This window comes from Calorimonas adulescens (assembly GCF_008274215.1).
Classification (GTDB): domain Bacteria; phylum Bacillota; class Thermoanaerobacteria; order Thermoanaerobacterales; family UBA4877; genus Calorimonas; species Calorimonas adulescens.
In genome coordinates this window covers 69,794-86,063 of the sequence record NZ_VTPS01000007.1, presented here as the reverse complement: position 1 = coordinate 86,063, position 16,270 = coordinate 69,794, and the positions used below count along the sequence as shown (strand labels likewise).

Genomic DNA, 16,270 nt, shown 5'->3' with positions numbered 1-16,270 from the left:
ACCTGACGAAAGACAGGGACTTTTATTAAAAGAGGATAATTTAAATTTATGTCGTATTAGTAATTAAATTCATCCCGCATTAATTTTATTAATGGAGAAGTGGTAGAAATGAAGATTAAGGATATCTTTTTATTAAGAGAGGTAAAGGGCTCTAAGGTTATAGCAGGTAAAAATGGACTTAACAAAAATGTTTCGTGCATAGATGTCATAGAAGTTCCCGATGTGACCGGATGGATAAAAGAGGGCGGTTTTTACATTACTGCCGGCTATGCATATAGAGACAGTGAGGACAAATTAGAATACCTGGTAAGGTATCTTATTGAATCTAAAGCCTCAAGTCTTGGAATTAAACTGGGTAGATATATTGACAGACTACCTGTAGATATTATTGAGATGGCGAATAACGCAGATTTTACCATAATAAATCTTAAAACGAAGTCACCCTATGCTGACATTATTAATTCTGTGCTTACAAAAATAGTACACGATCAGTCCGAATTTTTAAATAATATTTTGCTGATACATGAGAAGCTTACAGAGGCCGTTTTGACTGACGACAGCACCTCGACATTTCTTGAAAAGCTGTCAAATATGGTAGACATACCTATTATTCTTCTTGACAACAATATGAATGTCATATTTAGTAAATCCGGTAAAGACATCTCAAAGGATTTGAATAGGGTTGTATTAAAACACCTTACCGGTCCTGATAAAGACAAGACAGGGATATATGAAGACCAATACGGCCAGGCCAGAGCATTTATTATAACTCCACTTTCAGTTAAAGGAGATGTCAGGGGATATATAGTTATGATATCAGATAAAAATATGCAGGTTATGAATGCCATGACAGCAGAAATGGCAGCTACAGTAATTGCTATCCAATATTTAAAACAGGACCTCATTGAGGAAAATAATAAGAGGATAGAGGGTAATTTTCTATATGATTTGCTGAGCGGAAATTTTGTAGATGAATATCTTGTTATAGAAAGAGCAAAGAAGTTAGGATGGGTGGTTTACAGGAAATATTTCAATATAGTCGTTGTTATATATCAAAGAAGTTATAATCTTCTGTTGGATAAAAAGAACTATAACGTGAATGAAAGAATATTTAAAGAAATCAATGAGGTTTTAGGTTCATTGGATGGTGTTAAAACAGCGTTATTTAGTGATTATATTATAATATTCTGTCCCGGAGAGTTATACGAGAAAGCGTCTGTGATGTGTGGGCGAATAGAGAAGATTTTTGCAAATAAATTTCCTCAGGTAGAATTTTCTATAGGTGTAGGCAGACCTGAAGAAAATCTGCTTAAGGTATCCGGCTCATATAGGGAGGCAATGGAATCATTAAAAATAGGCGAAAAATTGTGGGGTAAGGGAAGGACCTATCTTTTTGACGATGTAGGGGTATATAAAATACTGGCAAAACTTACGGGTGATGATGATGCAAAAGAATATATTCTTTCAAAATTAGGGCCGCTTATTGAATATGATAAAAAATACAGGTCTCAGTTGATACGTACATTCAAGGAATTTCTTGATAACAGGATGAACATAAAAAAGACTGCTGATAAGTTATATATACACAGGAATACCTTGATATATCGTATAGATAAGATAAAAGAGTTGCTTGGCACAGAACTCAATGATGAGGAAGAGGTTTTTGGATATCACATGGCTTTAAAACTTATGGACCTTGGTATATTATAAATCCTTCAGGGAAGGACATTTGGCTATCATAACCAAATATTCTTCCCTGATTTTATATATTTTGCATATATCAATTTCACAAATATTAATATAAAATATACCTAACGTGTAGAGGCCAATATTGCTTGCTATATAGCGCTTTTTTAGCGAGATTATAGATTTGACATGATACAGACATTTGAATTAATGGTTGATATATTTATTCATAGGGGGAGGTTTTATGAGGCTTAAGGTTATAATGCCTGTGATAACTGAGATGTGGAATAGAGATGCCCTTTCTTTAATGCAGGCTGTGGCCTCTAAAGATAGCAATATTGTTATAAAGAATATTGAAGGAGGGCCAATTTCAATAGAGTCTGAATATGATGAGGTGCTTTCAGCACCTTATGTGTTAAAAGAAACAATACAGGCGGAAAAAGAGGGTTTTGATGCTGTAATTATATATTGCTTTAGTAACCCTGGCCTCTATGCAGCAAGAGAAAAAGTGAGCATACCTGTGATTGGTATAGGAGAGGCAGCACAGATAATGGCATATTGTCTTGGAGAGAGGATAGGTATTATAACAACAATCAAAAATTCCGTAATAAGAAATATTAAAAAGTCCAAGATTATAGGAACTGCAGATAAGGTGTGCTCCGTAGTGCCGTTAGATATTCCGGTAATGGAGCTTTCAAATAATGAACTGGTCGAAAAGAAATTGCACTCTATAATGATTAAACTTTTGGATGACGGTGTAGATACCGTGATATTCGGCTGTGGGTCCATAATGCACATGAAAGAAAAGATGATGGAAAAATACAGAATACCGGTGATAATACCCGGAGAGGCTGCTGTAAAGTTGGCAGAGGCTCTGGTTTGTATGAATATATCACATTCAAAAAAAGCGTATCCTTATCCTCCACTTAAAAAGAGGACTGGGTACCAGTTTGAGGTTTAAAAAACAGGGAGGTGCTAGAATTGGATATTGCTCTAGGAACTGAGACAAGAGACGAATATCTGGGGTTTGAACTGGCTAAAGGTGCCAGGAAATTAATTGAAGAGATTGCACTTGTAAAGAAGGATGAGGTCGTCGTTATTACAGCAGATACATCTTCAGACTTGCGTGTAGTTGTTGAAACAGCTAAGGCGGCATATGCAGCAGGAGCTGTTCCGACAGTGATACTTTATCATACTAATCCGACAGCTGTAATGGAGCCTCCAAAACCCGTAGCAGGTGCAATTAGAGAAAGTGATGTCTGGATAGAGTACGCAGTCTCGTACATCCAACACACTAAAGCATGGAGGGGTGCTCTTGACAATGGTACAAGATACCTTTGTTTGCCGGGCATGGATGTGACAATGATGGTAAACACCATTGGCAGGGTAGACTATAACCTGTTAATAGAAATGGGCAATCTGCTTAGGGAAATTGTTCAAAGAGCAGATAAAGTTGAAATAAAGAGCCCCAATGGTACAGATCTTATGGCTTATAATCACGGCAGGAGAGCCAGGGTATCTGGGAAACTTGCTGATAAAAAAGGAGAACCGGTGATGCTGGGAGGGCAGGTGTCGTGGTGTCCCATTGAAGAAACGATAAATGGGACCATTGTCTTTGATGGTGCCGTGTGGCCGCCTGCTGAACTTGGAAAGCTTTCATCATCAATAAAACTTACGGTGCAGGAGGGTGTGGTTACAAAGATAGAGGGTGGCGCTGAAGCCAGGGTATTTGAAAGATGGATGGCAAGCTTTAACGATCCAACAATGTATAGAGTAGCACACTATTCCTTGGGCTTTAGCCCAAGAATAACAAAACCGACGGGGAGAATAGTAGAAGACGAAAGAATATTTGGGTGCATAGAGTTTGGGCTGGGAAGCCAGGGGGCTCAGATTATGGGGAAAACATGGTCTTCTGCGTCTCATACCGACGGAATAGTATTGAATCCTACCATCGTCCTTGATGGTAAGGTGATAGAGGAGGAGGGGGTATATGTAAATAAGGAGATCAGGGAATACTGTAAAAGACTTGGTGTATATGGCTATTAAAATTTAAAAAGGGGGATGTCTATGGATTTGCCGGATGGCAGGAGGGAATTTGATGCCAGTTCATTAGACCCGGTGATAGAAAAATATTTACAGGAGCCTCAGCCAAGGCTTTTTGAACCTTTAACTGTAATTGTTACTCTTATTGTTTCGGGTTTAGGTTCTATAATTGGACTTGAACTTATTGTAAGGCTGGGAATAACAGCCAATACTTCAATTATTGGGGCACTTATAGCCGTGCTTGTAAGTATTATTCCTGCGAGGACATTTTCGGGGTTTAAAAATATTTATAGGCAGAATTTAATACAGACCAGTATTTCAGCAGCAACCTTTGGCGCTGGCAATGCTCTGCTCTTAGCAATGGGGACCATATGGCTTATGGGGTATAAGGAATCTCTTATGCCTATGCTGTTTGGAGCAGCGTTTGGTATGCTGGTGGATATTACGATGATGTACTGGATGTTTGATACCCCAGCCTTTCCAGCCGATGAAGCATGGCCTCCGGGTATAGCTACCAGTGAAACTATTCTAGCGGCTGCAGAAGGCGGCAAGCGTGCCCTGCTTCTAATAATAGGTGGAATCGTGGGTGCAGTAGGCCAGGCCTTTAAAATTCCCATGGATGTTGTTGGCGTTGCCTGGATAGGAAACGAATGGACACTAACCATGTTTGGTATCGGTCTGCTTATTAGAGGTTATTCCAAGCTATTATTTGGGATTGATATAAATGCGCTTTATATACCTCACGGTATTATGATTGGCGCTGGTATAGTAGCTTTGGCACAAATAATGTTGATCATTCGTGGGAAAAGACTAACACAAAAAGTAAAAGAAAAGGCCGGGTATGTAACGACAAGAACACCGGCGCACATGTTAAAATCATTAAAAAATGGATTTATTTTATATCTGATAGGTGGACTGATTTTAGCCTTTGTTGGTGGAATCCTGTCAGATATGAGTTTGCCAATGCTGATATGGTGGATTGTGTTTGCTGCAATTTCAGCACTTGTATCTGAACTTATGGTAGGTATTTCAGCCATGCATGCTGGTTGGTTTCCTGGGTTTGCAACAGCTCTAATATTTCTTGTACTTGGCATGTTAATGGGGTTTCCGCCACTGGCACTTGGACTCCTGGTTGGTTATACCGCTTGTACAGGTCCAGCATTTGCTGATATGGGTTATGATCTGAAAACTGGATGGCTTTTAAGAGGCGAGGCGAGGGATGTCAACATTGAACTCTTTGGCAGAAGGCAGCAATATTTTGCTGAACTCATGGGTGGGCTAGTCGCTATAGTTGTGGTTATATTCAGTTATACAAGTTATTTCAGCCAGGATCTCTTTCCTCCTGTGGACAGGGTGTTTGCAGCAACCATTCAGGCTGGAGCACAGCCGGGAGTCCTTCAAAACCTCCTTATATGGGCAGTGGTAGGTGCTGTCATACAGTTTATTGGTGGGGCAGAGAGACAGATAGGCATATTGTTTGCTACCGGCCTTTTAATTTTAAACCCTAATGCAGGTTTTGGTGTCCTTGTGGCAATAGTTGTTAGGGTAATACTGCAAAGGAAATATGGAAATAAGGTACAGTCACCAATGTATATACTTGCTGCAGGTTTTATAGCTGGTTCAACATTATATTCATTCTTTACAAGTACCCTTAACCTGTTTACAAAGCGTTCAAGTAAGTGAGCTATATCTTGAGATATCTCACAAAAATGATCTATGAGATTTCTTACTTCGAGCGGAGAGAAAGGAGAAAGGAATGAAGCTTTCTATGTACAAAATAGGATTAATCCGCGTTCTTACAACTTACAATGATAAAATACTGAATGCCCATGGTAAAATCTTAGAAAAACTCATTCCTGATTTTAGAGTAATAAGCCGGTGTATTGAAGACCAGCCCTATGGGATATATGACAGCATATCGGAAAAGATAGCTGTGCCCAAAATTATAAGGCTTGGGGAAAAACTGGCAAGCGAAGGAGTAGATGCTATTATAGTAAGTTGTGCTGCTGACCCCGCTGTGAAAGAATTAAGGATGAAACTAAATATGCAGGTTATCGGCGCAGGGAGTGCCTGCGCCGCTCTGGCCATTGCAGCTGGAGAGAGGATAGGTACTCTTGGCATAACAGAGGATACACCAGAGGCCATGAAAGAAATTCTTGGCCATAGACTGACAGGTGAGGCTAAGCCCACTGGGATAAGAAATACAGTAGATCTAATGAACGATGATAATAAAATACATCTTTTAAGGGCTGCTAATGAGCTTATTGAAAAGGGAGCTGATGTTATAGCTTTTGCATGTACGGGTCTCTCTACTATAGGGGCTCTGGAGTATTTAAAAAATAATATAAAGTTTCCCGTGATTGATGCCGTTATAGCTTCAGGGGTAATAACGTATGGTATATTAACAAGGAAAGGAAACGATGGCTTATGGTAATAGATTATAATTCAGCGGAGTCTATGGTCAATGGAGGAAGTGTACTGGGCGGGGGCGGTGGGGGTTCAAAGGAACTTGGTCTTAGGATAGCACGTCTTGCCGTCGAATTGGGGACTATTAAACTTATTGATATAGATGACTTACCATCAGATGCTGTGCTTATTACTGCATCTGCTGTGGGAGCACCTGCTGCCGGGGATGCATATATTGAGCCCTCCTATCAGCTTAAGGCTTTTGAACTGTTGGAAGATATTTATCAAAAAAAGATAGATGGGATTATAGTCAATGAAATGGGTGGGTTATCTATTGCAAACGGCTGGATTTTATCGGCTGCTACAGGTATACCAATTGTAGATGCTCCATGTAATGGCAGGGCCCATCCTACGGGTGTTATGGGGTCTATGGGGTTAAACAGGGTCAACAACTATGAAAGCATACAGGTGGCCGTGGGCGGCAGCCATGAAAAGAATAATTATATTGAATTATTGTCAAAGGGTAGCATAGATAAATGTTCTTCAATGGTTAGGTATGCCTCGGTTATGGCGGGGGGTATGGTATTTGTATTGAGGAATCCTGTAAAAGCAGACTATGCAAGGGAAAATTGTGCTGTTGGAGCCATGAAACAGGCCTTGAGGGTTGGTAGACAATACGCAAGGGATAAAGAGGTTGTTATGCGAATAAATAATGTGTGCACTGTTCTTGGCGGAAAAGCTATTGATAAAGCTACCGTGTGCAGAAAGAGTCTAAAGACTGAGGGCGGTTTTGACTCTGGCTATGTAGAACTTAAATCTGAAACTAAGAAGTATCAACTATATTTCTGGAATGAGTACATGCTATTGGAATCGGAGAATGAAAGAATAGCAACCTTTCCTGACCTGATTGTAACCTTTGACTCTAAAGATGGTGAGGTAATAAACAGTGCTGACATTGTAGATGGTCAGGAGGTTTATATTGTTTATATACCACAGGAGAACCTGTTGTTAGGTTCTGGGGTAAAAGATAGAGAACTATTAAAACCAATTGAGGAGGTCACAGGTAAAGAAGTGCTTAAATATTTAGACTAGAGGAGGATTCTTTTATGTCCCTAAAGCATGTCCTTGAGGTCTATGACCTGCTGGATGATCCCGAGATTAATGGAAATAGAGTTAAGGATTATTTACTGAAAAGCGGGGCGGAGCATGTAAAGGTTACCAGGGTAGAGGGTAGTGAAGGGTATACAGACTTTATTAAAATTGTTGTCCCGGGAAGCAATGGGAAGATAGAAAACGGCAATGCTCCCACACTGGGTGTTGTAGGTAGGCTGGGAGGAATAGGGGCCAGGCCTGAGGTGATAGGTCTGGTGTCCGATGGTGACGGTGCAGTGGCAGCCATAGCAGTTGCTGCCAAACTCAGTGAAATGAAGAAAAAAGGAGACATCCTTGCTGGTGATGTCATAATAAGTACACATATTTGTCCATTTGCACCTACGCTTCCCCATGAACCCGTACCTTTCATGGGATCGCCTGTAGAAATGGATGTCATGAACAGATATGAGGTTGACGATATGATGGATGCTATCTTCAGCATCGATACAACCAAGGGAAACAGAATAATAAACTATAATGGTTTTGCTATTTCGCCAACAGTAAAAGAGGGGTATATCCTGAGGGTAAGTGAGGATTTGCTGGATATAATGCAGATAACAACTGGTAGACCTCCGAAGGTATTTGCTATAACACAGCAGGATATAACACCGTACGGGAATGGCCTTTTTCATATAAACAGTATTATGCAGCCTTCTGTAGCCACATCTGTCCCGGTTGTGGGTATTGCCATAACTACTGAGATGCCTGTACCTGGATGTGCATCTGGTGCAAGTCATGTTACAGATATAGAGGAGGTTGTAAGATTTGTAATAGAGACAGCCAAGAACTTCGGCTATGGCAGATGCCAGTTTTATGACCGAATGGAATTCCAGAAAATTACTGAACTGTATGGTGATATGCATATGTTTCAGAAAAAAGGTGGTATAAATGAATAAAAGAATAGGGGCTGTAACCATTGGACAGTCTCCGCGTACAGACATTATATCCGAAATCAAATGTATATTAGGTGATATTGAGATAATTGAAAGAGGTGCATTAGATGACCTGAGTCGAGGAGAAATTGAAAAGCTTACACCAGTGAAGGGTGTGGGAAAAATGTTAGTTTCAAGGCTCAGGGATGGGACAGAGGTGAAATTGTCTGAGGATAAAATTCTAGGGCTGATGCAGCAAAAAATCGATGAGCTAAATGGTTTAGGGGTAGATGCAATATTGCTGCTGTGTACAGGTGAGTTTCCCCACTTTGATTCACATGCACTTTTGATAAAACCTGGTGACGTAATTAAGGGAATAGTGGATTCGTTGGACCGGAGCGTCTGTCTCGGTGTTATGGTACCAGATAAGGGTCAGATAGAGATGACACTCAACAAATGGAGCGGCTTTGATAATATTGTTATAGCTGCAGCCTCTCCATACGGAGTTTTTGATGGTATAGTGAAAGCAGCAGGCAAACTTAATTTATGTGATATCATAGTTATGGACTGCATGGGGTATAATCTTCAAATGAAAGAGGCTGTAAAAAAGCAGAGCGGCAGGCCAGTTATTCTTTCAAGAACTACGGTGGCAAGGGTGGCTGCCGAGATTTTAAATTAGGAGATGACAACCATGGATTTGTACGAGGCTATTAAGGGAAGAAGAAGTATCAGAAGATACCGAGATGAATCTGTTTATGAGGATGCTATATTTAAAATTGTTGAAGCCGGTACATGGGCGCCGTCAGCCAGTAATCTTCAACCATGGCATTTTACTATAATATTGAATAAAAATATGATAAATAGAATTAAATCATTCTCACCTGGCATGTTTAATGAAAATCCACCGTGTATTATCGTCATATCTTTAAACTCTTCCATTGTTAAAGACCACGGCGAGGATATGGGTGAGGGCCACATATCTGATTTGGCTATGGCAGCGCAGAACATGATGTTGATGGCATATAACCTCGGACTGGGAAGCTGTATAAAATTATCATTCAGCAGAGAGGCCGTAAAGAAACTGCTCAATTTAGAAGATGACATAGAACCAAGGTTTTTGATAACAATAGGTTATCCTGATGAGTCTCCCGAGCCTCCGTCGAGAAGGGATACAAGAGAGGTGTCTGATGTTGTCAGATAGGGTGGATTACAGAGATGTACTGGCGTTTATGGTTACCAGTGCCGTAGGCCTCTTTCATGAGCCCAAGCTATATGGTCCATTGAGACTTTTAGAAAGTGCTTCAATGTTAATCGAATATGCCAAGGGCAACGATATACAGGATGAAACCCTAGATGAAATCAATAGCAGGATTAAAAAATGCACAAAACTTGTGATGACAAACGAAGAAAAATTTGAGGAAGGCGTTAATGAGATTTTAAAACTTATCATTGAAGCTCTCTAATCCTTCAAAAGGCATCTTTTGTTCTGGCAGGAGATTTTCCTGCCAGAATTTTAATTTCATCTGTTTTTTGTTGGTAGTATAGGATATAATATGAATATATGAATTGAGAAACGGGGGAGCTTTGATGGTGAACGTTGAAAGAATAAAAAGAGATATTGAAACGATGGCAGGTTTTACATCTACTCCAGGAGATGGGGTAACAAGGCTTTCTTTTTCTGAAGAAGATAGAAGAGCGCGAGATTACATGAAAGGGGAGATGGAGAGGGCGGGTCTTGTGGTATATGAAGATGCCGCAGGTACAATATTTGGCAGGAGGGAGGGAAGTAAAAAGAAGGGCAAAAAAGCTGCATCTATTATGATAGGTTCACACTTTGACTCGGTACCTCATGGTGGAGCTTTTGATGGAACCGCCGGTGTTGTCGCTGCAATTGAAATAGCAAGGGTAATGAATGAGAAGGGAACTGTTACCGAGCATCCTGTAGAGTTTGTAGCGTTTATTGAAGAGGAGGGAGGCAGGTTTGGCTCTGGACTTTTTGGGAGCAGGGCCATTAAGGGTGATGTGACCGTAGATGACTTAAAAAATGCAATAGATGCTGATGGTGTATCCATGTACAAGGCAATGATGGACTTTGGATTAGATCCTGATGGGATTAGAAAGGCTAAGAGGGGAAAGGGAAGCATTGCTGCATTTATTGAATTGCATATAGAGCAGGGTCCTGTACTGGAGAATGAAGGTGTCGATATAGGTATAGTTGAAGGTATAGTTGGTATAAGCGAATATGAAGTTGAGATTATAGGGAGTCCTGACCATGCAGGTACAACACCTATGACTCTAAGGCATGATGCGCTTGTAGAGGCATCAGACCTTATTATATATGTGAATGAACTGGCTAAAACAGTAGGGGAAGGTACTGTAGGCACAGTTGGCAAAATAAGGATAGAACCGGGTGCTGCCAATGTTGTACCAGGTAAGGTTATAATGAGTGTGGACATAAGGTCAATGGACAGGATGATTATGGATGAGATATGGGGAAAATTAAAAAGCGGCGCCGATGTACTTAAAGAAAAGGGGTTTGAAGTTAACTATTCCAATAAACTCTATGTGCCACCTGTTAGCCTGGACGAAAATATAAGGGACATAATAAAGTCGGTGGCTGAAAAGCTGGGATACAAGCATAGAGGGATGGTAAGTGGGGCGGGACATGATGCAATGGTTATGGCTTCCATTGCACCTGCAGCAATGGTTTTTGTACCTAGCAAAAATGGTAGGAGTCATTGTCCCGAAGAGTGGACAGACTATGAAGACCTTGCAAAAGGGGCGGAGGTAGTGCTGGAAACTTTGCTGGAGTTAGATAAGAAATAATGCTGGTATTTTATGGAGGTATAGATCCTTGAGGAATATAAAATTTACTGCGGTAAGCCTATGTAATGAGATTGATTTAAATGGCATTGCGAAGCATTTTGGAATTGATAAGAGGTTTGAATGGGATGAACCTCTATTGTTGTTACAGGAAAAGCTGAAGGGTATAATCAATATGCCTGAGGGGAAATCTGTATTTATATTTTCCTTTGGCTCCATGGTGTTTTTAAATTTAGAACACCATGAAATTATGGACATAATAGAGTATCTCCAAAAAATAGAAAGCCGACTTGTAAACACAAAGTTTGACTTTACTGATGATTTCAACATAGAGGTTAGCCCTGATAAAGAGCCTTCAATTAGCTATGACCTTATGATAATCCAGCACATGGAAGATTTCCATTTGCAAATAATATCAACAATCCTTGCCAAGTCTGTTGCTTTAGACAGGATAGAGGTCGGAATAAACAAGCTGATGGATGATATAGAAGATATAATTGATTACCTAGAGAATGGCCACCTTAATATATCCGATGAAAGATTAGCTAAAATATCTGGAAAGATATTGGGATTTAAATATAATACCATATCTTATGTTATGCTTTTAGATAAACCGGATGTTACATGGGTAAACGAGGAGAGTAAAGAGCTTTATATAGATCTTGAAAAACTCTTTGAGCTTAGGGAAAGATACGAAAGGGTGCGTCATAAGACGGAAACCCTGCTTGATATAACAGATGTATTTACAGGCCTTGCCCATGCTAGGAGGAGTACACGCCTAGAATGGATGGTTATAATACTCATTGCTGCTGAAATACTCTTGACGATACTTTCATACATATTTGGATTTGGTGTATGACCAATCGTAACACAGGGGAGGGGAACCACATGAATAAGAAAGAACTTAGGTCATATGTTTTATCTCTTAGGGAGGGTCTTACGGAGGATGAGATAAAATCAAAAAGCCTAATCATAGCAGATAGACTCTTGAGCCTTTCTTTTTATTTTAAAGCTGCTGTGATAATGGCATATATGGATTATAAGAAAGAGGTTAGGACTTTAACTGTTATAGAGAGAGCAATGAAGGACGGTAAACGTGTGGTCTTGCCTTTAACAAAACCTGACACTCATGAGCTTATACTGGTGGAGGTCAGGGATTTAAACAGGGATATTGCTACAGGATTTAAGGGGATTAAAGAGCCAGTGTACGAAAATAAAAGAATAGTGGCTCCTGGTGATGTTGACCTTATCCTTGTCCCTGGTGTAGTATTTGATGAGAGGGGTTATAGAATCGGCTATGGTGGTGGGTATTATGACAGGTTTCTGAATAAGACTTGCGCAACTAAAATAGGCCTGGCCTTTGAACTTCAAATTCATCCGGTGCCGGAGGATGTACATGACGTGAGGGTAGATTATGTAGTCACAGAGAAAAGGACTATTGAATGCAATTAGTTTGGCACAGTTTGAAAAAACAGCTTTGTACTGGATATACAGCAGAAAGGGAGATGGATAATGAGCTTAATTCAAGCGTTTATTTTAGGTATAGTGCAAGGGGCGACGGAATTTTTACCGGTGAGCAGCTCTGGACACCTTGTGATTTTTCAGACTATATTTGGGTTGACTCAGGGTAACCTCTTATTTGATGTGACTTTGCATTTGGGTACACTTCTTGCAGTCCTGATTTATTTTAGAAATGAGGTTATGGAACTCATATCTGGATGTATGAAACTTATAATAAGGATATTGTCAAGAAAGAGAAGAAAACTGGACCGGGATGAAAAACTGGCACTGCTTGTAATAGCTGGTTCAATCCCTACAGGCATATTCGGCCTTATACTGAACAAATATGCAGATACGCTATTTAGCAATATAACCCTGGTTGGTTTTATGCTCCTTATAACGGCGGCAGCACTTTATTTTAGTGAGCGGTATAATACCGGTGAGAGGACCTTAAATAATATGACAGTAGCAGATGCTCTTGTCATAGGTATATTTCAAGGGGTGGCAGTTATGCCCGGCATATCCAGGTCAGGATTTACACTTTCAGGCTCGCTTTTTAGAGGTTTGAAACGGGAATGGGCATTTAGGTTTTCATTTGTACTTTCGGTGCCTGCCATATTGGGCGCGCTTCTCCTTGAGGCAAAGGATGCGATCGGTACCAACATGAATGTTGCGCCTTTTGCTGTAGGAATGATCACGTCCTTCATCAGCGGTCTCTTATTTCTATATCTTTTGAATGCCATAGTGAAGAGAGGTAAGCTTTCATATTTTTCTATATACTGCCTTATTGTTGGTCTGTTTGCTATAATCTACGGTTTTATCTTTTGAGGGCTAACGCCCTTTTTGTTTTGATGATTATCTCTAATTTTTATATAATAACTTCTGTCTATAGCCTTGAAAAAAGCGAGTTGAGGTGGTAGAATATATAGAGGCAGTAAATATATTCTACACAAGATATGGGGGTTTTTGCATGTTTACACAAATAGTCAAGAGAGACGGAAGCCTTCAAGATTTTGACAGTCTTAAGATTGAGAATGCAATTTTTAAAGCCGCTAAAGCTGTGGGAGGCAATGACAGGAGTATAGCTAAATCTCTCACAGAAAAAGTGGTTGAACTCTTGAGAGATAAGTTCAAAGAATCAATGCCATCGGTTGAGGACGTGCAGGATATAGTGGAAAAGGTGCTCATAGAAAGCGGGCATGCCAAGACAGCCAAGGCATACATACTCTACAGGAAACAGCATCAGGATATCAGGGAGTTTAAAAATGTATTTCTCGATATTGAGGAGACCATAGACCAATACATAGGTAGGGCGGACTGGAGGATAAATGAAAACAGCAATATGGATTATTCTCTTCAGGGACTTAATAATCATATATCCAGTTCTGTTACAGCCAGGTACTGGCTAAACAAGATATACCCTCAGGAGGTGAGGGATGCCCATATAAACGGAGATCTGCATATCCACGACCTGGGACTCTTATCGGTATACTGTTGTGGGTGGGATTTAAAAGACCTCTTGATAAACGGTTTTACCGGTGTTACTGGAAAGGTGGCCAGCAGGCCGCCCAAACACTTCAGGACTGCTTTGGGCCAGATAGTCAATTTCTTTTATACTCTCCAGGGAGAGGCTGCAGGTGCCCAGGCGTTTTCCAATTTTGACACTTATTTAGCTCCTTTTATATATTACGATAACCTTACATATCCTGAGGTAAGACAGGCTATGCAGGAATTTATATTCAACCTCAATGTCCCGACAAGGGTTGGCTTTCAGACGCCTTTTGTAAATATAACTATGGACTTGACTCCTCCCAATATACTGGCCAACGAGCCGGTGGTGATAGGTGGCAGGCTCATGGACAGGACATATGGTGAGTTTAAACCGGAGATGGATATGCTCAACATGGCCTTTGCTGAGGTAATGATGGAGGGTGATGCTAACGGCAGAATATTCACATTTCCCATTCCGACTTATAATATTACAAAAGATTTTGACTGGGACAATCCTGTGGTTGATAAGATAATGGAAATGACCGCTAAGTATGGTCTTCCATACTTCTCTAACTTTATTAACAGCGACATGAGTCCGGATGATGTAAGGTCTATGTGCTGTAGATTGCGCTTGGATAACAGAGAACTTAAGAAGAGAGGTGGCGGACTTTTTGGGGCAAACCCACTCACAGGTTCCATAGGTGTTGTTACTATAAATATGCCGAGGATAGGATATCTTTCAAAGTCAGAGGATGAGTTTTTTGATAGAGTGGGTAAACTGATGGATATTGCCAGGACCAGCCTTGAGATAAAGAGAGAGGTACTGGAAAGGATGACACAGGAGGGATTATACCCCTACGCTAAATTTTATCTGCGCGACGTATATGCCAGGTTTGGGGCATACTGGCAGAATCATTTCAACACTATAGGTCTTGTGGGTATGAATGAGGCCCTATTAAACTTTATGGGGTGCGGTATAGCTGCAGAGAAGGGCAGGAATTTTGCCCTTAGGGTGCTGGACTTTATGAGAGAAAAGATGGAAAGGTATCAAGAAGAGAGTGGTATACTATACAACCTCGAAGCTTCTCCTGCTGAAGGCGCAACGTATAGGCTGGCAAAAAAGGACAGAGAACTTTTTAAAGATATCATAACCTGCGGAGATAATGAACCGTATTATACCAACTCCACTCAACTTCCTGTGGATTTTACTGAGGATATATTCACGGCTCTGGATATTCAGGATGAACTACAGTGTAAATACACAGGCGGGACAGTACTGCACGGATTCGTAGGTGAAAGGATATACGATGTGCAAACCTGCAAGTCATTGGTAAGAAAGATTGCTGAAAACTATCATCTGCCATATTACACTATAACACCTACGTTTTCTATCTGTGACGACCATGGATATATAGATGGTGAACACTTTAACTGTCCGTACTGTGGTAAGAATACAGAAGTATACAGCAGGGTGGTTGGATATTACAGGCCTGTACAGTGCTGGAACAGAGGCAAGCAAAAGGAATTTTCAGAGAGGAAGGAATTTGTAATATGATATATGACCTGATGCCAGTCTCTATGGCTGACTATCCTGGCCATGTTGCAGCTACGATTTTTGTATCGGGCTGCAACTTTTGCTGTCCTTACTGCCATAACAGCTCTCTTATAAAAGCGGTTGATGAAGGGCGTATTTCAGAAGAGATATCTTTGAGTTATCTTATAAAGAGGAGCAATCTATTAGATGGTGTATGTATAACCGGTGGTGAACCAACCCTCTGGGGAGGGCTTGAGGGTTTTATAAAGAGGATAAAAGAGATAGGGTTTAAGGTAAAACTGGATACCAATGGGGCCAGGCCAGAGGTATTGAAAAGGTTAATATCTGGGGGACTTGTAGATTACGTCGCCATGGATATAAAGGCTCCGCTCAATAAATATCACTTCTTTGTAAAGGATAAGAGTGATATTTTGAGGGTTAATAAAAGCGCGGAATTGCTAATGAGCTCGGGTTTAGGTTACGAATTTAGGACTACAGTTCATGAAAAACTGCTGAATGTCGATGACTTTGAGGAAATTGGGGAATGGCTTAAGGGGGCAGAAAGATACGTTATTCAAGGGTATAAATATTCTGATGACATACTCAATAAAGATTTTTGCGGCGTGAGTCCGTGTAGCATCGATTATCTGGAAGACATTAAAAGGAAGGTTGAAAGATGCTTTGGGGAGGTATTGATTAGGGCATAATCTGCCCTTTTTTATTTGTCGGTAAGCAGTAGTGAAAATTTGCATACCTCGTATTC

At 40.5% G+C, this 16,270-nt stretch carries 16 protein-coding genes; all 16 read left to right on the top strand.

Features of this window, described 5'->3' with window-relative positions; all coding sequences use genetic code 11:
• Window positions 1–108: 108 nt before the first annotated feature.
• The 16 genes from FWJ32_RS05980 to FWJ32_RS05905 all read left to right on the top strand — a co-directional run bounded on the left by FWJ32_RS05980 (window position 109) and on the right by FWJ32_RS05905 (window position 16,214).
• Entirely contained in the window at window positions 109–1,710 is a 1,602-nt protein-coding gene (locus FWJ32_RS05980) for a PucR family transcriptional regulator (RefSeq protein WP_149545060.1), read from the top strand.
• A 220-nt stretch (window positions 1,711–1,930) separates the two neighbouring features.
• Window positions 1,931–2,647, top strand: a complete 717-nt coding sequence (locus FWJ32_RS05975; RefSeq protein ID WP_149545059.1) for an aspartate/glutamate racemase family protein — start codon at window positions 1,931–1,933, stop codon at window positions 2,645–2,647.
• Window positions 2,648–2,667: 20 nt separating this feature from the next.
• Window positions 2,668–3,732, top strand: a complete 1,065-nt coding sequence (locus tag FWJ32_RS05970; protein WP_149545058.1) for a 2,5-dihydroxypyridine 5,6-dioxygenase NicX family protein — start codon at window positions 2,668–2,670, stop codon at window positions 3,730–3,732.
• A gap of 21 nt (window positions 3,733–3,753) precedes the next feature.
• Complete coding sequence (locus FWJ32_RS05965; protein ID WP_149545057.1) at window positions 3,754–5,412, top strand: OPT/YSL family transporter; 1,659 nt, start codon at window positions 3,754–3,756, stop codon at window positions 5,410–5,412.
• 73 nt (window positions 5,413–5,485) lie between these two features.
• Window positions 5,486–6,163 (top strand): aspartate/glutamate racemase family protein, encoded by a 678-nt coding sequence (locus FWJ32_RS05960; protein ID WP_149545056.1) that lies wholly within the window; start codon window positions 5,486–5,488, stop codon window positions 6,161–6,163.
• Entirely contained in the window at window positions 6,157–7,227 is a 1,071-nt protein-coding gene (locus FWJ32_RS05955; RefSeq protein ID WP_149545055.1) for a DUF917 domain-containing protein, read from the top strand. The genes FWJ32_RS05960 and FWJ32_RS05955 overlap by 7 nt, the downstream gene beginning before the upstream one ends.
• A gap of 14 nt (window positions 7,228–7,241) precedes the next feature.
• On the top strand, window positions 7,242–8,183 hold the full coding sequence (locus tag FWJ32_RS05950) for a DUF1177 domain-containing protein (RefSeq protein WP_149545054.1): 942 nt from the start codon (window positions 7,242–7,244) through the stop codon (window positions 8,181–8,183).
• A complete protein-coding gene (locus FWJ32_RS05945) occupies window positions 8,176–8,838 on the top strand; it encodes an AroM family protein (protein ID WP_149545053.1) in 663 nt (220 codons plus the stop codon). The genes FWJ32_RS05950 and FWJ32_RS05945 overlap by 8 nt, the downstream gene beginning before the upstream one ends.
• A gap of 12 nt (window positions 8,839–8,850) precedes the next feature.
• On the top strand, window positions 8,851–9,360 hold the full coding sequence (locus FWJ32_RS05940; RefSeq protein WP_203227595.1) for a nitroreductase family protein: 510 nt from the start codon (window positions 8,851–8,853) through the stop codon (window positions 9,358–9,360).
• The gene (locus tag FWJ32_RS05935) at window positions 9,347–9,622 is read left to right on the top strand and encodes a DUF6092 family protein (RefSeq protein ID WP_149545051.1); all 276 of its coding nucleotides are present in this window, start codon (window positions 9,347–9,349) and stop codon (window positions 9,620–9,622) included. The genes FWJ32_RS05940 and FWJ32_RS05935 overlap by 14 nt, the downstream gene beginning before the upstream one ends.
• Before the next feature lie 124 nt (window positions 9,623–9,746).
• Window positions 9,747–10,985, top strand: a complete 1,239-nt coding sequence (locus FWJ32_RS05930) for a Zn-dependent hydrolase (RefSeq protein ID WP_203227594.1) — start codon at window positions 9,747–9,749, stop codon at window positions 10,983–10,985.
• A gap of 28 nt (window positions 10,986–11,013) precedes the next feature.
• Window positions 11,014–11,841 carry an RMD1 family protein gene (locus FWJ32_RS05925; protein WP_149545049.1) on the top strand — a complete coding sequence of 276 codons (828 nt, stop codon included), beginning with the start codon at window positions 11,014–11,016 and terminating at the stop codon, window positions 11,839–11,841.
• A 29-nt stretch (window positions 11,842–11,870) separates the two neighbouring features.
• Window positions 11,871–12,434 (top strand): 5-formyltetrahydrofolate cyclo-ligase, encoded by a 564-nt coding sequence (locus FWJ32_RS05920; RefSeq protein WP_162523532.1) that lies wholly within the window; start codon window positions 11,871–11,873, stop codon window positions 12,432–12,434.
• 60 nt (window positions 12,435–12,494) lie between these two features.
• Entirely contained in the window at window positions 12,495–13,310 is an 816-nt protein-coding gene (gene uppP / locus FWJ32_RS05915) for an undecaprenyl-diphosphatase UppP (RefSeq protein WP_149545047.1), read from the top strand.
• Window positions 13,311–13,452: 142 nt separating this feature from the next.
• Entirely contained in the window at window positions 13,453–15,528 is a 2,076-nt protein-coding gene (locus tag FWJ32_RS05910) for a ribonucleoside triphosphate reductase (RefSeq protein ID WP_149545046.1), read from the top strand.
• Entirely contained in the window at window positions 15,525–16,214 is a 690-nt protein-coding gene (locus FWJ32_RS05905) for an anaerobic ribonucleoside-triphosphate reductase activating protein (protein ID WP_149545045.1), read from the top strand. Before FWJ32_RS05910 ends, FWJ32_RS05905 begins: the two co-directional genes overlap by 4 nt.
• Window positions 16,215–16,270 lie beyond the last annotated feature (56 nt).